The sequence below is a fragment of the Halobacterium sp. R2-5 genome, assembly GCF_011734195.1.
GTDB lineage: Archaea > Halobacteriota > Halobacteria > Halobacteriales > Halobacteriaceae > Halobacterium.
On the sequence record NZ_JAANTH010000001.1, the window covers coordinates 1,457,053 to 1,475,544 of the forward strand.

Here is an 18,492-nt window from a genome sequence, read left to right on the forward strand (position 1 = left end):
CCGGAGGCACGCAACTCTTTGCCCGCGGCGTCCTACCGGCGGGCGTGCAGTACGCGGTACTCGGCGACCCCCAGGACGGCCCGACGCTCCGGCTGGACTGGCGGGCGTTCAGCTACGCCGGGAAGTTCGTGATGTCGAACACCGGGAAAGCCGTGGCTTACGAGGGGGAACCGCTGGCCGAGCGCGAGGACTGGCCGCCGGACGCCCGCGACGCGGACGGTTCTGTGGAAGACGTCGTCGGCGCCGTCTCGTTCAACGACGACCGGACGGACGCCGAAACCGCGTGGCTGCGGTACGTCACCGTCCGACAGAACCGCCGCGGCGACGGAATCGGCGCGCGCCTCTGCGCGTTCGCGGCCGAACACCTGCTCGCGGACCGCGAGCGCGTGCGAATCGCGGTGAACAACCCCTTCGCGTACGAGGCCCTCCACAAGGCCGGGTTCGGGTTCACCGGCGAGGAGACCGGTATCGCCGAACTGGTGCTTGAGCGGCCCCGTTCGGACCGTGGCGCGCGCTACCAGGACGGCCTCGACGTCTACCGCCAACGTGACCTCTCCGAGGCGGAAGCGGCGTTCCTCGAACGGAAGCTAGGTGGCGGGCCGCCCGCCGTGCTTCCCGGCGTCGATAGCTGAACCGTTAAGCCCCGGGGACGCCTACCGGCGGGTGATGGGTAACGCGGACCTCCGCCAGCTCGCGGTCATCGAGGAGGTCCCCTTCGCGGAGCTACAGGGGGACGTGGTGGCCGTCGACGCGCACAACTGGCTGTACAAGTACCTCACGACGACCGTCCAGTGGACCCGCGAGGACGTCTACACGACCAGCGACGGCACCGAGGTCGCGAACCTCGTGGGCATCGTGCAGGGGCTCCCGAAGTTCTTCGAACACGATCTGACCCCCGTGTTCGTCTGGGACGGCGGCGTCACCGAGCTCAAGGACGACGAAGTGGAGGCGCGCCGCGAGCAGCGCGAGCGCTACGAGGAGCAACTGGAGGAGGCCCGCGAGGCCGGCGACGGCATCGAAGCCGCGCGGCTGGAAGCCCGCACCCAGCGGCTCACCGACACCATCCACGAGACGTCCCGCGAGCTGTTCGACCTGCTCGGCGTCCCGCAGATCGAGGCGCCCGCGGAGGGCGAGGCGCAGGCCGCGTACATGGCGCGCGTCGACGGCGACGTCGACTACGCGGGCAGCGACGACTACGACTGCCTGCTGCTCGGGTCGCCGCTGACGCTCCGCCAGCTCACGAGCAAGGGCGACCCCGAGCGCATGGACTTCGAGGCGACCCTGGAGAAACACGACCTGACCTGGGAGCAGCTCGTCGACGTCGGCATCCTCTGCGGCACCGACTTCAACGACGGCCTCACCGGGTTCGGACCGAAGACCGCGCTGAAAGCCGTCCGCGAGCACGGCGACCTCTGGGGCGTCCTCGACGCCGAGGGCGAGCACGTCGAGTTCGCCGACCGCATCCGCGGGCTGTTCTTGAACCCGGACGTGACCGACGACTACGACCTCGACCTCGACCGCTCGCCGGACGTCGACGCCGCCCGCGAGTACGTCACCGAAGAGTGGGGGGTCGACGCCGACGAACTGGAGCGCGGCTTCTCCCGCATCGAGGACGGCGCCGCGCAGACCGGCCTCGACCAGTGGACCTGATACCGCGGGCTTTTCTCGTCGGCTCACCCAACGAGGGGTATGGACCTGACGTTCGCGGACATCGAAGCCATCATCGAGGAGGAGATTCCGGACGCCGAGGCGACGGTCACGCGGATGCGCGGCGAGCACGACGACGACCACCTCGCCGCCACCGTCGTCTCGCCCGCGTTCGAGGGCGAGCGCCTCGTCCAGCAGCACGAGTTCGTCTACGACGCCCTCGACGAGCACATGACCGAGGAGATTCACGCGCTGGAGCTGTCGACGTACACGCCCGAGGAGTACGCCGAGCGGTCGGAGTGAGCGGACGGATGCGAAGGAATTAGTGGGGCGTCGTCGAATCTCTGACTCGGATATGAGTACTGGTTCTGACGAGCTCGCCGCCGAGTACGTCCCGAAGCTCCGGCGGAACCTCGAAGACGTCGTCCTCGACTTCTGGCTGCCGCGGTGTCTCGACGAGGACCACGGCGGCTACCTCCTGAGCTACGACGCCGAGGGTGAGTTCGCGGGCAACGACCACAAGATGATCGTGACGCAGTCCCGGATGGTGTGGCTGTTCTCGCGGCTCTCCCGGTCCGACGTCGTCGACGCCGACTACATCGAGGAGGCCGAACTGGGCTACGAGTTCCTGCGCGACGAGATGCGCGACGACGAACACGGCGGCTACTACTGGGAGGTCGACCGCTCGGGCGAGGTGCTGAAGCCCCGCAAACACCTCTACGGCCAGTCGTTCGCCCTCTACGGGCTCTCGGAGTACTACCGCGCGACCGGCGACGAGGAGGCCCGCGAGCTCGCCGTCGACCTCTTCGAGACCATCGACGACGCCGGGAAGGACCACGAGAACGGCGGCTACCGGGAGTACTTCGAGGCCGACTGGGAGCAGGTCACGGAGGGGACGACGTACCTCGCGAACATCGAGCCGGACTGGTCGCCCAAAGAGTCCGGCGAGTCGGTGCTGGACCCGACGCTGAAGCTGATGAACACCCACCTCCACCTGCTGGAGGCGTTCACCACCTTCCACCGCGCGACCGGCCACGACACCGCCCGCGAGCGCCTCCACGAACTCCTGGACGTGCTCACGAACACCGTCGTCCGCAAGGACTTGACGGCGTGCACGGACAAGTACGACCCCGACTGGACGCCGCGGCTGGACGACGAGGACTTCCGCGTCGTCTCCTACGGCCACGACCTCGAATCGGTCTGGCTGACGATAGAGGCCGCGGACGCCCTGGACGTCTCCACGCGGCTGTTCACGGACCTCTACGAGGAGCTGTTCGAGTTCTCCCTCGCCCACGGCTACGACGACGACCGCGGCGGCTTCTACTTCTTCGGCCCGCTCGACGGCGACGCCACGAACCGCATCAAGGCGTGGTGGGTGCAGGCCGAGTGCATGACCGCCGCGCTCCGGATGTACGAGCACACGGGCGACGAGACGTACCGCGACGTGTTCGCGGAGACCTACGACTTCGTCGAGGACTACCACGTCGACGACGAGCACGGCGAGTGGCACTCCGGGGTCGACGACGACCTGAACCCGGTCGGCCGGAAGGGCGCGATGTACAAGGGCGCGTACCACAACGGCCGCGCGCTCCTGGAGTGCATCGAGACCCTGGAATCCCTATAAGTCGCCGGCGACGTCCGGGAGCGCGCGACTGACGCCGCGCGCCCAGAACGCCACCGCGACCAGTTCCGCGTAGAACGCCACGAAGAACCCGACCGCGATTGCGGTGGTGAAGCCCGCGACGACGAGCAGCAGGCCGCCCGCGACGAGGCCGACGGTGACGTCGTAGAAGTACGCGGCGTGGGTCGCCGCGCGCGTCAGCACGTCCACGTCGACGGCGCCCCGGAGCTGACCGGTCGCGAGGTAGTTCGCGAGCGCAGCGGGCAGCAGGTAGAAGAACGCCACCGCGAGCAGCAGCGACGTCGTCGACCCGAGCACGAACCCCACGGACGTGCCGATGGTCACGTCTCCCGGGGACAGCGAGAGCTGCGAGACGCCCGCGACGGTCACGACTAACACCACGGCCGCGGGCAGCAGGAACGCCGCAACGACGGTGGCGCCGCCGACGCCCGTCCGGACGATGCGGCGGACGTCAGCGAACGCCGGCAGAACGTCGTAGCGGTCGTCGCTGCCTCGGCTCGCGGTCTCGCCGAACACGACGAGGAGGTAGCCGAGCGCGACGACCAGCGGCACGACGGGGACGTAGACGCTCAAGAGGTGGAGGCCGCCGCCGGCGAGTAGCGCGTCGACGCGTCGCTCGCCGCGGAACGGGTACGAGAGGGGCGCCGGAACCATCCTGTTCGGTCGAATCCACCGGGAACGCAAGTGCGTTCCGGGACGCCGCTACAGGACGGGCTCGACGTCCTCGGCGGTGTCCAGCGAGCGGTTCAGCACCGCCTCGCCGGAGCGCGCGTCGAAGAAGTGAATCGCCTCCGGCGGGAACAGCGCGGTCACGGTGTCGCCCGCCTCGACGCGGCGCAGGCCCTCGATGGTCGCGGTGAACGTCTCGGGCTGCTCGTAGTCCGCGTCGAAGGTCATGTGGACGTAGTTCTCGTCGCCCTTCGGCTCGACGACGTCGACGGTGACCTCGTAGGCGTGGGCCTCGTCGGCGTCGCCGCCGACCTCGATGTCCTCGGGGCGGACGCCGAAGACGATGCGGTCGTGGCCGCCGACGGCGTCGAGGTGGCGCTCGGAGAGCGCGTACTCGAACTGGTCGGCGACGAACCGGCCGTCCTCGACGCGGCCCTCGAAGGTGTTCATCGAGGGTTCGCCGATGAACCCCGCGACGAAGAGGTTCGCGGGCTCGTGGTAGCACTCCAGCGGCGTGCCGACCTGCTGGAGCTCGCCGTCGTCGAGGATGGCGATGCGGTCGCCCATCGTCATCGCCTCCGTCTGGTCGTGCGTGACGTAGACGGTGGTGACGCCGAGGTCCTCCTGGAGGCGCTGGAGCTCCGTGCGCATCTGCGCGCGGAGCTTCGCGTCGAGGTTCGCGAGCGGCTCGTCCATCAGGAACGCCGCGGGGTTGCGGACGATCGCGCGCCCGAGCGCGACCCGCTGCTGCTGGCCGCCCGAGAGCTCGCCGGGCTTGCGGTCCAGGAGGTCCGCGATGCCCATCATCTCGGCGGCCTCCGTGACGCGCTCGTCGATCTCGGCGTCCGAGAGGTCCGTCGACTCCTCGAGGCCGAACGCCATGTTGCCGCGCACCGTCATGTGCGGGTACAGCGCGTACGACTGGAACACCATCGCGGTGTTGCGCTCCTGGGGGCGCTTGTCGTTGATGGCCTCGTCGCCGAGGCGGATCTCGCCGTCGGTGATGGTCTCGAGGCCCGCGATGGTCCGCAGGGTCGTCGATTTGCCGCAGCCGGACGGCCCGACGAGCACGAGGAATTCGCCGTCCTCGATGTCGATGGACACGTCGTCGACTGCGACGATTTCGTCGCCTCCGTCGTCGAACGTCTTCGTGATGTGGTCGAGTGTTAGTTCTGCCATGTTAGGCACCTCCGCCGGCGACTCCCTCGGCGAACTGCTCGCCGAAGAAGATGTACACGAGTAGGGTGGGCAGCGCCGTGATGAACGCGCCCGCCATCTGTAGGTTGTACTGGCTCACCATCGACCCCTGGAGCGAGGTCAACGAGATCGTCACCACGTCGTTGCTCGGGTTCTGGACGAGCACGAGCGCGAACAGCAGGTCGTTCCAGATGTTCGTGAACTGGTAGATGAGCGCCACCGCGAACATCGGAATCGACAGCGGCAACACGATTCGCGTGTAGATCCTCCGGATCGTCGCGCCGTCCAGCCGCGCGGCCTCCAGCATCGAGTCGTCCAGCGACTGGTAGTGCGCGCGGAACAAAAGCGTCGTGATGGGGATGCCGTACGCGGTGTGGGTGACCGCGAGCGCGAGCAGCCCCGAGTGGTTCGCGACCGGCGGCAGCCACGAGAAGACGCTCGCCGGGTCGACGATGGCCCAGAACCGCGACAGCGGCACGAGCACGGACTGGTACGGGATGAAGATGCCCGCGATGAGCAACACCAGCACGAACGCCTGTCCGCGCCACTTCGTGTTCGTCAGGCCGTACGCGACGAGGCTGCCGAACGTCGCCGACAGCAGCGTCGCCGGGACCGTGAACAGGATGCTGTTCACGAGCCCGCTGCGGAGCCGGTCGAACGCCTGCCCCCACGCGTCGAGTGTGAACGTCGACGCTCCCGGCGGGGCGATGGGCGACGTCTCGAAGAACCCGGTCTGGGTCTTGAACGCCGTCATGATCGCGCTCTCTAGCGGCGACAGGTAGAACGCCACGAGCGCGAGCAGCGCCGCGTACAGGCCGATGCGGTTCCACGGGAGACTCGAGGAGCGGTTGGCAGCCATCAGAGTTCACCTCGCTTGAACTGCAGGTAGAGGTACGGCGCGATGACGCCGAGCGCGAGCGCGAACAGGATCATCGCGATCGCGGAGCCGTACGCCCAGTTGGTCGTGCCGAACGACTCCCGGTACATCATCATCGCGAGGATGTCCGCGGACGGCCCCGGACGCGTGCCGAACATCACGTAGAGGAAGTCGAACGCCTTCAGCGCGAACACCATCAGCACGACGGCGGCGCTGGTCGTCGACGCGCGCAGCTGCGGGATGATGGTCCGCCGGTACATCGTCACGAGGCTCGCGCCGTCGACCTTCGCGGCCTCGTACTGTTCGGTCGGAATCGCGCGCAGCCCCGCGAGGTAGACGACCATCGCGTAGCCGCTGAACTGCCAAACCAAGGCGAACATCACCGCGAACAGCTTGAACTGCGGGTCGCTGATCCACTGCTGGGTGAACCCGCCGAGCCCGACCAGGCGCATCCCCTCGTTTATCAGCCCGGTAGTGGGGTTGTACATCCACGCCCAGAAGATGGCGGTCACGACGAACGACAGGCTCATCGGCAGCAGGTAGATGGTGCGGAACGTGTTCTCGAAGCGGATGTCGCGGTCGACGAGGATCGCCAGCAGCAGGCCGACGACGAGCGCCGCCACGGTGAACACGATCAGCAGGACGAACGTGTTCCGGAGCGCCCAGTACTCCTGGGGCCCGGAGAGCAGCCCGCCCTGGAACACGGCCTCGAAGAACCGCGTGTACATATCGAAGTCGAAGGAGTCGTACGTCGGCGTTCTGAGGCCCTGCCAGTCCGTCAGGGAGATGAGGAAGTTCCAGCCGATGGCGCCGTAGACGAACAGCCCGACGAGCAGGCCCGCGGGCAGCCAGAACGGCAGCGACTGCACGAACTCGCTGCCGAGCAGTCGGCCGGCCCGCGACTGCGAGTCCGTCGACGCGGCGTCGCCGGTCGCCGTGCCGCCGTCTGTACGGACGGCGGGCTGGTCGGCGTCCGAGTCGTCTTCGTCGTCCGCACCGAGCAACCGAAAAATTCGTGAACGCATTTCCGGGGTCTAGAACGCGTTCGTGAGCCCGTCGTACGCGCTGTCGACGTTCCAACTGCCGTTGAACGACGAGAACACGCCCTCGACGTTGCTCTTGACTTCCGGGGTGACGCCCGTGCCGTGCGCGATAGACGGCGGCTGCGCGTCGGAGTTGTTGAAGTCCTCGCGCTGCGTCGTGAGGAACGGCCCGAACTCGTCGTTCGGCACGTCCGTGCGGGGCGGGATCGAGCCCTTCACGGGGTTGAATCGCTCCTGGCCGTCGACGGAGCCGCAGTAGCTCAGCCACTTCTCGGTGGCTTCCGGGGACGGGTTCGACGTCGGCATCACGAACGAGTCCGTGACGACGTGGTAGACGCCCTCGGTGCCCGGGAACGGCACGTAGTCCCAGTCGGACTCGTACTCGAAGTCCTCGGCGGCCTGGTACTGGCCGGCCGCCCAGTCGCCCTGGTGGAGGAACGCGGCGTTCCCCTGGATGACGCCGTTGTTCGCCTGGTCCCACGCGACGGAGCCGGCGTCGTCGTTGAAGTACTCGCTGTAGTCGGCGACCAGCTGGAGCGACTCGCGGACGGCGTCCTCGTTGGCCGAGACGTTCCCGTCGATGACGTCGTTGTACGTGTCGACGCCCGCGACGCCGATGAGGACGCTCTCCCAGAGCTGGAGCGTCGACCACGGGGCCTGCGTCTGGTGGGCCATCGGCGTGGCGTCGGTCTCCGAGTCGATGGTCTGCATCGCTTCGAGGACCGCGGACGGCGAGTCGATGGACGCGGGGTCGACGCCGGCGTCCTCGAGGACGGAGACGTTGTAGAAGAGGTTGTTGAGGCGGTGGATGTTCAGCGGCACCGCGACGTAGTCGCCGGCCGGCTGGGACATCTGCTTGACGCCGTCGAGGTAGGCGTCGCGCATCTCCTCGTCCCAGACGCTGTCACCGATGTCCTCGAGGACTTCGGACTCCGTGTACGTGTTCAGCGCCTTCCCCGGCCAGATCTGGAACGTGCTCGGCGGGTTCTCGTTCAGGATGCGGCTCTGGATCTCGGTGTCAAGGGCGCTCCCGGCGCCGCCGGGCGCGGGGTTGTTGTTGACCGTGACCTCGGGGTACTCCTCCTCGAAGCCCTCGACGAGGGCGTTGAGGGCTTGCTCCTCCCCGCCGGCCGTCCACCAGTGGACGATCTCGAGTTCCTGACCGTCCGACGACGACGTGGTACCGTCGCCGCTGGCCGTCGTGCCGCCGTCGCTGTCGCCGTCACCGCTGCCGTCGCCGTCGCCGCCGGCACAGCCGGCCACCAGGATGGCGCCACCGGCGGCGCCACCGGCTTTCAGGTACTGTCGCCGCGTCAGACTGTCGTTGTTGGTGTCAGATGTCATGATTGGAACCGTGTGCGAAACCTACTCAGAGGATTACCAGCGCCGCACTTAATTGTTACTGATATTTAATCCAGAATCGAGTAAAGGTGTCTCTGGTAGCCGGACGCTACCGGCCGGGCGACCGATTCGGTGGGTTTTACGCGCCCCCACTTCGATGCTTCGAGTATGGGAGACGACTACCGAACCGAACAGGACAGCCTCGGCGAGATCCAGGTGCCCGCGGACGCCTACTGGGGCGCACAGACCCAGCGCGCCGTCGAGAACTTCCCGATTTCCGACGCTACGTTCGGGCGGCGCTTCGTGCGCGCGCTCGGCGTCGTCAAGAAAGCCGCCGCCCAAGCCAACAACGACCTCGGCCTCGTCGACGACGAGAAGGCCGACGCCATCGTCGAGGCCGCCGACGAAGTCATCGCCGGCGAGCACGACGACCAGTTCCCGGTGGACGTCTTCCAGACCGGCAGCGGGACGTCCTCGAACATGAACGCCAACGAGGTCATCGCGAACCGCGCCGCCGAGATTCTCGGCGAAGACGTCGGTAACCGCGTCGTCCACCCGAACGACCACGTCAACTACGGCCAGTCCAGCAACGACGTCATCCCGACCGCGATGCACGTCGCCGCCCTCGAAGCCGTCGAGAAGGACGTCGAGCCCGCGCTCGAAACGCTCCGCGACGCCCTCGACGAGAAGGCCGAAGAGTTCGACGGCGTCGTCAAGACCGGCCGCACCCACCTCCAGGACGCCACGCCCGTCCGCCTTGGCCAGGAGTTCGGCGGCTACCGCACCCAGGTCGAGAAGGGCATCCAGCGCGTGCGCGACGTGAAGAGCCGCCTCTCGGAGCTCGCGCTCGGCGGCACCGCGGTCGGCACCGGCCTCAACACTCACCCCGAGTTCCCGGAGAAGGCCGCGTCGTACATCTCCGAGGAGACCGGCGTCGCCTTCCGCGAGGCCGACGACCACTTCGAGGCGCAGGCCGCCCACGACGCGATGAACGAAGCCCACGGCGCGCTCCGGACGGTCGCGGGCTCGCTGAACAAGATCGCCAACGACCTCCGGCTGCTCGCCTCCGGCCCGCGCAACGGCCTCGGCGAAATCGAGCAGCCCGAGAACCAGCCCGGCTCCTCCATCATGCCGGGGAAGATCAACCCCGTCGTCGCGGAAGCCGTCAATCAGGTCCACAAGCAGGTCGTCGGCAACGACGCCGCCGTGAACGCGGGCGCCGTCGAGGGCCAGCTCGACCTCAACCTCTACAAGCCCGTCATCGCGTACAACTTCCTCGAATCAGCGGACATCCTCTCGAACGCGAGCGTGGCGTTCGCCGAGAAGTTCGTCGCGAAGCTCGAAGCCAACGAGGCTCACTGCGAGGAGCAGGTCGAGCGCTCGATGGCGCTGGCGACCGCGCTCAACCCCGCAATCGGCTACGACAAGGCCAGCGAGGTCGCGAAGGCCGCCCTCAAGGAGGGCAAGTCGGTCAAGGAGGTCGTCGTCGAGAAGGGGTACCTCAGCGAGGACGAAGCCGAGGACGCCCTCGACCCCGAGAAGATGACCCACCGCGGCATCCTCTCCGGCGACGACTGACGCTCTCGCGTCCGGCGACGCCCCGCCCACCTTCTTGTACCAGGGTTTCGATGACTGAGGCATGGAACGTCTCGACTCTCGCGTGCGCGTCATCTGGCTCTTCCGCGTGCTCGTCGGTGCTGCTTTCGTCGGCGGCATCGCCGCCGTCCTGACCGGTTTCCTCGACCGGATTTCGCTCTCCCCGACGCTCGCCGGCGGCGGCGTGTTCGCCGTTCTCCTCGTGCTCGGCACTATCCACGTCGTCCTCCGGTACCGCGCGTGGGCGTTCGAAGTCCGTGAGGACACGCTCTACATCGAGCGCGGCGTGCTCGTGAACGTCCGCACGGTCGTGCCGTTCGTACGCGTCCAGCACGTCGACTCCCGGCAGGGGCCGCTCCAGCGGCTGCTCGGCCTCGGGAGCGTCGTCGTCTACACCGCGGGCTCGCGGGGCGCGGACGTCGCGATTCCCGGGCTGGTCGCGGGGCGCGCCGACGACGTCCAGGAGTCGCTGCGGCGGCTCGCAATCGAGAGCGAACCCGAGACCGGCGACGCCGGGGATGCGGTGTGAAGCTCCACCCGCTGTCGATCCCCCTCCGCGTCGTCTCGCGCGCGGTCGGTCTCGCGTGGGTGTTCATCTTCGGTGGGTTCGCGCTCGCGGGCGGCGACCCCGTGGTGGTCAGCGCGGTCGTCGTGCTCGCGGTGGTCGCGCTCGCCGCCGTCACCGCCTACGAGGTGGCGTACTACCGGCGCTTCGAGTACGTGCTCACCGAGGACAGCCTCGACATCGGCTCCGGCGTGTTCTCCCGGCGGGAGCGCGAGATTCCGCTGCGGCGCGTCCAGAACGTCGACGTCACGCGGTCGTTCGTCGCGCGCCTGCTCGGCATCGCGGTCGTCGACGTCGAGACCGCGGGCGGCGGCGGCACCGAGGCGAACCTCCGGTTCGTCGGCCGCGAGGAAGGCAACCGCCTCCAGGAGGAGATCCGGGAGAAGCGCGCCGCGCTCCAGCGCGAGGGGCGGACGGAAACCGGCGAATCGACCGAGGGCGAGGCCGCCGGGGTGGAGGGCGAGACGCTGTTCGAGCTCTCGGACCGCGACCTGCTGCTGTACGGCGCGCTCTCTTTCGACCCGCGGCTGGCGTCGGGCGTCGTCGCGTTCGCGCCGTTCGTCGCGCCGCTGCTCGGCGACCGCGTCACCATCTCGGGGCTCGGATTCGCCGTGCTCGCCGCGTTCGCGGTCGTCGCGTTCGTCGCGCTCTGGGCTGCCTCGGCCGCCGCGCGCATCGTCCAGTTCTACGGGTTCCGGCTGCGGCGCGTCGGCGACGACCTGCGCTACGAGCGCGGCCTGCTCTCGCGGCGCGACGGCACCATCCCGCTGTCGAAGCTCCAGACGGTCGCCGTCGAGGAGAACCTCCTGATGCGCCGGTTCGGGTTCGCGTCGCTGGCCGTCGAGACCGCGGGCTACGCCCCCGGCAGCACGCCCAGCGGCGGCTCGGAAGCCGCCATCCCTATCGCGCCGCGCGAGGACGTGCTGTCGCTCGCGCGCACGCTCGAACCGTTCCACGACTTCGAGGTCGCGAAGCCGCCCGAGCGAGCCCGGAAGCGGTACGTCCGCCGGTACCTCATCGTCGGGCTCGCGGTGCTCGGCGCGGGCGCGCTCGTGAACGCGCTCCTCGTGGACATCCCGTGGTACGGCGCGGTCGTCGTGCTCCCGCTGGCGTGGCCGGCCGCGCGGCTCGCGCACCGCCACCGCGGCTACGAGCTCGGCCCGGACCACGCCGTCACGCGCGCGGGGTTCTGGAACCGCAGCACGCGCATCGTGCCGTACCGCCGCGTCCAGACGGTCATCCAGCGCCAGACCGTCTTCCAGAAGCGCTGGAGCCTCTCGACGGTCATCTTCGACACCGCGGGGTCGCGCTCGATCTCCGCGGGCGACGCGTCGGCGCTCGACCGGGACGCCGAGCAGGCCGACGCCATCGCCGCGGACGTCCAGGAGCGCGTGCTCGACGTCGTCTACGAGGGCGAGCGCGAGCACCGAGACTGAACGGTTTTTTACCGTTCGCCCGCACACCTCCACGTAATGACCGAGTTCGACTACGACGAGCTGGGGCTCGTCGCCGGGCTGGAGATCCACCAGCAGCTGGACACGGCGACGAAGCTGTTCTGCGAGTGCCCGACGGAGCTCCGGGAGCCCGAGGCGGCCGAGCGGTCGTTCACGCGCTACCTCCACCCGACGCGCTCGGAGCTCGGGGAGATCGACGAGGCCGCCCTCGAGGAGAGCAGGGTCGAACGCGAGTTCGAGTACCTCGCGTACGACACGACGTGTCTGGTCGAGGAGGACGACGAGCCGCCCCATCGCCTCGACGGGGAGGCGCTGGACGCGGCGCTGGAGATCACGCAGCTGCTGGACATGGAGCCGGTCGACCGCGCGCACGTGATGCGGAAGGTCGTCATCGACGGGTCGAACACGTCGGGGTTCCAGCGGTCGACGCTGATCGCTCACGACGGCGAGATCGAGACCAGCGAGGGCCCCGTGGGCATCGAGGACCTGATGCTCGAGGAGGAGTCCGCCCAGCGCGTCGAGGAGCGCGAGGGCGGCGTGCAGTTCTCGCTGGACCGCCTCGGCATCCCGCTGGTGGAGATCGGCACGGACCCGGACATCTCGACGCCCGAGCAGGCCCGGGAGGCCGCCGAGCGCATCGGCATGCTGCTGCGCTCGACGGGGAAAGTCAAGCGCGGGCTCGGGACGATTCGCCAGGACGTCAACGTCTCCATCGCGGACGGCGCGCGCGTGGAGATGAAGGGCGTCCAGAGCCTCGACGACATCGACGACCTCGTGCGCGAGGAGGTCCGCCGGCAGGTCGAGCTCGTCGACATCGCCGAGGAGCTCCAGAGCAGGGACGCGAACGTCGGCGAGACGCAGGACGTCACGGACGTCTTCGCGGACACTGACTCCGGCGTCATTCGGGGCGCACTCGACGCAGATGGCGTCGTGCACGCGGTGCCGCTGTACGGCTTCGACGGGCTGGTCGGCCGCGAGCTCCAGGACGACCGCCGGCTCGGCACGGAGTTCTCCGACCACGCGAAGCGCCACGGCGCGGGCGGCATCTTCCACACGGACGAGCTCCCGGCGTACGGCGTCACCGACGAGGAGGTCGAAGCGCTCCGCGAGGCGGTCGGCGCGGGCGACGAGGACGCTGTCGCCATCGTCGCGGACGAGCCCGGGGTCGCGGTCGGCGCCATCGACGCGGTCGCCGAGCGCGCCCGCACCGCAATCGAGGGCGTCCCGGAAGAGACCCGCGGCGCGAACGACGACGGGACCTCGGAGTACCTGCGCCCGCTGCCGGGCGCGGCGCGGATGTACCCCGAGACGGACGTGCCACCGGTCGACCCCGACCCGTCGGAGGTCGAGACACCCGAACTTCTGACGGAGAAGACCGAGCGCTACCGGGACGACTTCGGCCTCGACGCGGGACTCGCCGAGCAGGTGGCGTACGGACGTCGCTGGCCGCTGTTCGAGGAGACGGTCGAGGCGGGCGTGGACGCCACGCTGGCCGCGCAGACGCTGGAGTCGACCGTTACTGAGCTACGCCGCGACGACGTGCCCGTCGAGAACCTCGCCGACGACCACTTCCGCGGCGTGCTCGATCTGGTCGCCGAGGGCGAACTCGCGCAGGAGGGCGTCCCCGAACTGCTGGCGGCGCTCGCCGAACGGCCCGACCGCGAGGCCGGCGAGCTCGCCGAGGAGCTCGGACTCGGCTCCGCGGGCGAGGACGAGGTCCGCGAGGCGGTCGTGGACGTCGTCGAGCGGAACAGCGAGCAGGTCGAAGAAGAGGGCATGGGCGCGTTCTCCGGCCTGATGGGCGAGTGCATGGGCGCGCTCCGCGGGAAGGCGGACGGCGACCTCGTCAGCGAGGTGCTGCGCGAGGAGATCCAGAAGCGCGCCTAACTACTCGTCCGCCAGCTCTTCGAGCAGCGTCTCCAGGTCGTAGCTCTGGAGCGGGCGGGCGGTGTCCTTCTGCCGGGCGATGACGAACGTGGAGTTCGTGCGGTCGACCTCGGGGATGGCCTCGAAGTCCGAGATGAGCCGCTCGACGTCGTCGGAGTGCGGGAGCCGTGCGAGCACCATGAAGTCCGTCTCCCCCATCGTGAAGAACGTCTGCGTGACGCCCTCGACGTCGCTGATCTTCTCGCCGACGTCCTCGTAGCTGCCCTCGTAGGACGTGAGGACTTCGAGGACGACGGTGACGCCGAGGCCGAGTTCGTCGAGGTCGAGGTCGTAGAGGTCGTTCTCGACGACGCCCTGTTCGCGGAGGTTGTTCAGCCGGTAGTGGATCGTGGAGACGGGGATGTCGGTTTCCTCGTGGAGTTCCTCCGGGCTCCCGGTGCCCAGGTCCGAGATGGCCTTCAGGAGGCGCACGTCGCGTTCGTCCATGCGTCACAGCATCGACGGTGGCGAGGATAAGCCTGTGGGAGTCGGCTACAACGTCTCCGCGAGAAAATTGTCTGCGACACCAATGAAAGAACGTTATATTGTTCTCCAATCCAGTGGCAGCAGATTCTTTGAAGAAAACTCTAATATATCTCTGGCTGTTTGTAGAAATATGAGCTACCGACGCCCCCGGTTGGGCGTTTCCCCCGCGGCCGTGATGTTCCTCGCGCTCGCCGCCATCTGGGGGACCTCGTTCCCAGCCATCGAAATCGGGCTGCACACCGTCCCAGCCCTGTCGTTCGCCGCCATCAGGTACAGCGCCGCCGGCCTCATCATCCTCGGGTACGCCGCCCACGTCACCGACCGCTGGCGGCCCCGCGGCACCGAGGAGTGGCTGGCCGTCAGCGTCGCCGGCCTCCTCGTCATCGCCGTCTACCACGGCCTCCTCTACCTCGGGGAGCTCCGCGTCTCCGGCGCCATCGCCGCCATCGTCGTCAGCCTCTCGCCCGTCCTCACCGCCGGGCTGGCGAGCGTCCTCCTCGACACCGACGTCGACCTCGTCGAGGGGCTCGGCCTGCTCGCCGGGTTCGCGGGCGTCTTCATCGTCGCCTCCCCGGGCGGCGGCGGCACCGACCTGCTCGGCGTCGCGCTCGTCTTCGGCGGCGCCGTCGCGTTCGCGCTCGGCGCCGTCCTCGCGCGCCCGCTGTCGACGGACCTCCCGGTCGAGACGATGGAGGCGTGGGCGATGCTGCTCGGCTCCGGCGTGCTCTGGATCGGCGCGGGCGCCCGCGGCGAGTCCCTCGTCGGCGTCGAGTGGACGCTCCCCGCGCTCGCCAGCCTCGCGTACCTCACACTCGTCGCGGGCTGTCTCGGCTTCCTGCTGTACTTCGAGCTGCTCGACCGCATCGGCGCCGCCGAGCTCCACCTCGTCGGCTACCTCGAGCCCGTCGTCGCCGCGCTGATGGCGTGGGCGCTGCTCGGGCAGGTCGTCGGCTCGCAGGCGCTGGCCGGCTTCGCCGCCATCTTCCTCGGGTTCGCGCTGCTCGAACGCGACGTCCTCTTCGAGGCCGCCGTCACCACCGCCGACGCCGTCCGCTCCCACTAGGCGGGACCGTCCCCTACAGTTAACGCGGTCCGTTTCGAACCCCTCGACGTGACCGTCTACTTCGAAGATCTCGACGAGGGCGACGTCCTGGAGTTCGGGACGTACGACGTCACCGAGGCCGAAATCGTGGAGTTCGCCGAGCGGTACGACCCGCAGTGGTTCCACACCCAGCCCGAGCGCGCTCGCGAGGAGTCGCACTTCGGCGACCTCGCGGCCTCCGGCTGGCACACCGCCGCGATGGCGATGCGGCTCGTCGTCGACGGCCACTACAGCGAAGCCGCCGGGCTCGGCGCGCTCGGCATCGAACGCCTGCGCTGGCCGAACCCCACGGTGCCCGGCGACTCGCTGTCCGTCACCGTCGAGATCGTCGAGACCCGACGCTCCGAGAGCGACCCCAGCCGCGGGCTCGTCACCCTCGACCACGTCGTCACGAACCAGGACGGCGAAGTCAAACTGGAGATGTGTCCCACCGTGATGTACGCCTGCCGGAACGTCGAGTGAGACCGCATCCGGGCGAGGATAGCTACAATAGGCTGAATAGCTTCCTCTCACCGAACGGTCCTCCGCCGCCAGCGGCGCGGACGTCTCGGGGAGTCTGGCCGAGACGCGACGACGACGCCCCGACGTTCAAGTGAGAAGACGCGACCACTCCGTCGCGTGCTGGCAGTCGTCGGCGGGAAGGGGGGCAGCGGGAAGACCACCACCGCGCTCGGGGTCGCGGGCGCGCTCGTCGAGCGGCGGCGCCGACCGCTCGTCGTGGACTGCGACCTCGACGCGCCGAACCTCCACCTGCGCGCGGGCGTCCCGCGGGACCCGGGCGTGGACGCCGCCGAAGCCGGGGCCCCCAGCCACGAGTCGCCCGTCGTGCCCGGTGCGGACGTGCTCCCCGCGGGGAGTGCGGACGGCGACGACCTCGACCGCGCGCTCGCCTCGCTGCCCGAGCATCGGCCGGTACTGCTCGACTGCCCCGCGGGCGCCAGTGAGGCCGCCGTGCGTCCGCTGCGCGCGGCCGACGCCTGCCTCGTCGTCGCGACCGACAGCCGCGAGGGCGTCGAGGACGCGGTCAAGACGACGGCGATGGCGCGCGCCGTGAACACGCCAGTGCGGGCGGTCGCCGTCTCGCAGTCGCCGAGGGTCCCCGACGGCCTCGCGGACGCGACTGTCGCGGACGTAATCCCGGTTCCAGCGGCCGGTTCCCCGCTCAGCGCCCGCGAGACGTCCGCTGCGTACGCGACGCTCGCCGGCTACGCGGAGCCCAATACTTAACCTCCGTCCGGCCCCAACGGTGGACGCATGCGCGAGCGGCTCTCCACGGGGGTGGACGTCCTCGACCGGGAACTCGGCGGCGGGGTTCCGGCCGGGACGGTGGTGGCCTACGAGGCCCCGCCGGCGAGTCAGGGAGAGCTGCTGCTGTACGAACTCACGCGCCCGCGGCCCACGCTGTACCTCACCACGAACCGCACCGAGCAGGCCGTCCGCGACGCGTTCGAGGCGACCGACGCCCCGACCGGCGACCCGGAAGTCGGCTACATCCCGGGCGCGGACGCCATCGAGAACGCGCGCCGCGCGTTCCGCAGCGTCCCCCCGGAGTCGACCGTCATCATCGACCCCGCGGACGCTCTCGAACGAGCGGACCGCGGGCGCTACGAGAACTTCCTCAACGAGCTCGGCAACCACATGCGGAACGTCGGCGGCATCGCCGTCCTCCACTGTCTCCACACCGACGACGACCCCGGCCTCCGCGGCACCACCGAGCACATGGCTGACGTCGTGTTCCGGCTGCGCGTCGAGGAGGACAACGACGAACTGGAGACGCGGCTGACCGTCCCGAAGTTCCGCGGCGGGAGCGCGCTCGACTCCTCGATAAAGCTGAACCTGGGCGAGCGCGTGCAGGTCGACACCAGCCGCGACATCGCGTAGCACGAGGCCGAGCGGCCGGGTCGTCGCTACGAACCGCGAGAACCGAGCTTACTCCTCGTCGACGTCGAGCTCTTCGACGATCTCCTCGGCGTCGACGTCGGCGTCTTCGAGGGCGTCCTCGACGTCGCCGAGGTCCTCACCGCCCATACCGCCCATGCCGCCGCCCATCATGCCGGGCATGCCAGCGGGCTGGCCGTCGATGATCTCCTGGACGATGACGCGGTCGATCTCCAGCATGTCGATGATCTGGTTGAGGATCTGGTCCTTGCCCATCATCCACTGCTGGTTGAACTGGAGCTGCGGGGACTGCTCGATGTAGAGCGTCTCCTTCTCGACGGTCTCCGCGGTGGTCTCCGTCTCGCCGTCCTCGCCCTCCTCGGTGACTTCCTCCTCGACCTCGTCGGTCTCGAGGTGCATGTCGAGTTCCGCGTCGAAGTACATCTTCAGGAGGCCGCGGGCCTTCTCGACGGTGTCCTCGACCTCGTCGAGAATCTCGTACTCGTACTCGACGTCCTCGCCGGCGAGCGGGTGGTTGAAGTCGACGCGCGCGCGGCCGCCGATGACGGCCTCGACGTGGCCGTGCTCGCCCTCGATGTCGACGTGAGCGCCCGGATAGCGGTCGTCCTCGGGAATCTTGTTCGCGGAGATCGTGCGAACCTCCTCGTCGTCGTACTCCCCGAACGCCTGCTCGACGACGACCTCGCCGGTGTCGCCGACCTCCTTGCCGACGAGGTCGTCCTCGACGTCCTCGAAGATGTGGCCCTCACCGATGACGATGGTGCGCGGGGAGAAGTCCTGCTCGTCGGTGTCGACGCCCTCCTCCTCGGCGACCTCCTCGTCGGTCGTGTCGACGAGTTCACCGCTGTCGACCGTGTAGGCGGTGTAGGCGAGTTCGACGAAGTCGCCCTCCTGGAGTCCGCCCTGTTCTGCCTCGGATTCGTCGGCCGTCTCGGCCTCACTTTCGTCGCTCATACCAGTACGCACTCCCGTTCCACCCTTAAGAATCACGTTTCGCCGACGCGAGCGGCGGCGAGGCTGGTGCGGTCACCGATTCTCCGTTAAGGAC

General features: G+C 68.9%; 19 protein-coding genes. 12 read left to right on the top strand and 7 right to left on the bottom strand.

Annotated features, from left to right (window positions below):
* Positions 1 to 44 precede the first annotated feature (44 nt).
* The 4 genes from G9C83_RS07860 to G9C83_RS07875 are packed head-to-tail and all read left to right on the top strand — an operon-like array spanning position 45 to position 3,271.
* Entirely contained in the window at positions 45 to 632 is a 588-nt protein-coding gene (locus tag G9C83_RS07860; protein ID WP_167245538.1) for a GNAT family N-acetyltransferase, read from the top strand.
* A 34-nt stretch (positions 633 to 666) separates the two neighbouring features.
* Positions 667 to 1,650 carry a flap endonuclease-1 gene (fen, locus tag G9C83_RS07865; protein ID WP_167245539.1) on the top strand — a complete coding sequence of 328 codons (984 nt, stop codon included), beginning with the start codon at positions 667 to 669 and terminating at the stop codon, positions 1,648 to 1,650.
* Positions 1,651 to 1,695: 45 nt separating this feature from the next.
* On the top strand, positions 1,696 to 1,950 hold the full coding sequence (locus G9C83_RS07870) for a BolA family protein (protein WP_347877789.1): 255 nt from the start codon (positions 1,696 to 1,698) through the stop codon (positions 1,948 to 1,950).
* Between the two features lie 52 nt (positions 1,951 to 2,002).
* Positions 2,003 to 3,271 (top strand): AGE family epimerase/isomerase, encoded by a 1,269-nt coding sequence (locus G9C83_RS07875; protein WP_167245541.1) that lies wholly within the window; start codon positions 2,003 to 2,005, stop codon positions 3,269 to 3,271.
* Here G9C83_RS07875 and G9C83_RS07880 read toward each other — a convergent pair.
* Genes G9C83_RS07880 through G9C83_RS07900 form a run of 5 tightly spaced genes read right to left on the bottom strand, consistent with a single transcriptional unit; the run spans position 3,266 to position 8,419 of the window.
* The gene (locus G9C83_RS07880; protein ID WP_167245542.1) at positions 3,266 to 3,943 is read right to left on the bottom strand and encodes a DUF4013 domain-containing protein; all 678 of its coding nucleotides are present in this window, start codon (positions 3,941 to 3,943) and stop codon (positions 3,266 to 3,268) included. The two genes, G9C83_RS07875 and G9C83_RS07880, sit on opposite strands and share 6 nt — an antisense overlap.
* 48 nt (positions 3,944 to 3,991) lie before the next feature.
* Positions 3,992 to 5,137 (bottom strand): ABC transporter ATP-binding protein, encoded by a 1,146-nt coding sequence (locus G9C83_RS07885; RefSeq protein ID WP_167245543.1) that lies wholly within the window; start codon positions 5,135 to 5,137, stop codon positions 3,992 to 3,994.
* A gap of 1 nt (position 5,138) precedes the next feature.
* On the bottom strand, positions 5,139 to 6,014 hold the full coding sequence (locus G9C83_RS07890) for a carbohydrate ABC transporter permease (protein WP_167245544.1): 876 nt from the start codon (positions 6,012 to 6,014) through the stop codon (positions 5,139 to 5,141).
* Positions 6,014 to 7,057 (bottom strand): sugar ABC transporter permease, encoded by a 1,044-nt coding sequence (locus tag G9C83_RS07895; protein ID WP_167245545.1) that lies wholly within the window; start codon positions 7,055 to 7,057, stop codon positions 6,014 to 6,016. The genes G9C83_RS07890 and G9C83_RS07895 overlap by 1 nt, the downstream gene beginning before the upstream one ends.
* Positions 7,058 to 7,066: 9 nt before the next feature.
* On the bottom strand, positions 7,067 to 8,419 hold the full coding sequence (locus G9C83_RS07900) for an ABC transporter substrate-binding protein (protein WP_167245546.1): 1,353 nt from the start codon (positions 8,417 to 8,419) through the stop codon (positions 7,067 to 7,069).
* Positions 8,420 to 8,584: 165 nt separating this feature from the next.
* On the opposite strand from G9C83_RS07900, the gene G9C83_RS07905 reads away from it, so the two are divergent.
* The 4 genes from G9C83_RS07905 (at position 8,585) to gatE (ending at position 13,918) form a co-directional block, all read left to right on the top strand.
* Complete coding sequence (locus G9C83_RS07905) at positions 8,585 to 9,994, top strand: class II fumarate hydratase (protein WP_167245547.1); 1,410 nt, start codon at positions 8,585 to 8,587, stop codon at positions 9,992 to 9,994.
* Between the two features lie 61 nt (positions 9,995 to 10,055).
* On the top strand, positions 10,056 to 10,541 hold the full coding sequence (locus G9C83_RS07910; protein ID WP_167245548.1) for a PH domain-containing protein: 486 nt from the start codon (positions 10,056 to 10,058) through the stop codon (positions 10,539 to 10,541).
* Complete coding sequence (locus G9C83_RS07915; RefSeq protein ID WP_167245549.1) at positions 10,538 to 12,013, top strand: PH domain-containing protein; 1,476 nt, start codon at positions 10,538 to 10,540, stop codon at positions 12,011 to 12,013. Before G9C83_RS07910 ends, G9C83_RS07915 begins: the two co-directional genes overlap by 4 nt.
* A 36-nt stretch (positions 12,014 to 12,049) precedes the next feature.
* Positions 12,050 to 13,918 (top strand): Glu-tRNA(Gln) amidotransferase subunit GatE, encoded by a 1,869-nt coding sequence (gene gatE / locus G9C83_RS07920; RefSeq protein ID WP_167245550.1) that lies wholly within the window; start codon positions 12,050 to 12,052, stop codon positions 13,916 to 13,918.
* Here gatE and G9C83_RS07925 read toward each other — a convergent pair whose 3' ends face one another.
* Positions 13,919 to 14,404, bottom strand: coding sequence for an Lrp/AsnC family transcriptional regulator (locus G9C83_RS07925; RefSeq protein WP_167245551.1), 486 nt, complete (start codon positions 14,402 to 14,404; stop codon positions 13,919 to 13,921). It abuts the gene before it with no gap.
* A 169-nt stretch (positions 14,405 to 14,573) separates the two neighbouring features.
* Between G9C83_RS07925 and G9C83_RS07930 the strand changes: the two genes are divergently transcribed.
* The 4 genes from G9C83_RS07930 (at position 14,574) to G9C83_RS07945 (ending at position 17,426) form a co-directional block, all read left to right on the top strand.
* On the top strand, positions 14,574 to 15,506 hold the full coding sequence (locus G9C83_RS07930) for a DMT family transporter (RefSeq protein ID WP_167245552.1): 933 nt from the start codon (positions 14,574 to 14,576) through the stop codon (positions 15,504 to 15,506).
* A 48-nt stretch (positions 15,507 to 15,554) separates the two neighbouring features.
* Positions 15,555 to 16,007 carry a MaoC family dehydratase gene (locus G9C83_RS07935; protein WP_167245553.1) on the top strand — a complete coding sequence of 151 codons (453 nt, stop codon included), beginning with the start codon at positions 15,555 to 15,557 and terminating at the stop codon, positions 16,005 to 16,007.
* A gap of 156 nt (positions 16,008 to 16,163) precedes the next feature.
* Positions 16,164 to 16,772, top strand: coding sequence for an AAA family ATPase (locus G9C83_RS07940; RefSeq protein ID WP_167245554.1), 609 nt, complete (start codon positions 16,164 to 16,166; stop codon positions 16,770 to 16,772).
* A gap of 27 nt (positions 16,773 to 16,799) precedes the next feature.
* Positions 16,800 to 17,426: a transcriptional regulator gene (locus G9C83_RS07945; RefSeq protein WP_167245555.1), complete on the top strand. Its 627-nt coding sequence runs from the start codon at positions 16,800 to 16,802 to the stop codon at positions 17,424 to 17,426.
* 48 nt (positions 17,427 to 17,474) lie between these two features.
* Here the strand turns inward: G9C83_RS07945 and G9C83_RS07950 are convergent, their stop codons facing one another.
* Entirely contained in the window at positions 17,475 to 18,398 is a 924-nt protein-coding gene (locus G9C83_RS07950; RefSeq protein WP_167245556.1) for a peptidylprolyl isomerase, read from the bottom strand.
* Between the last annotated feature and the right edge of the window lie 94 nt (positions 18,399 to 18,492).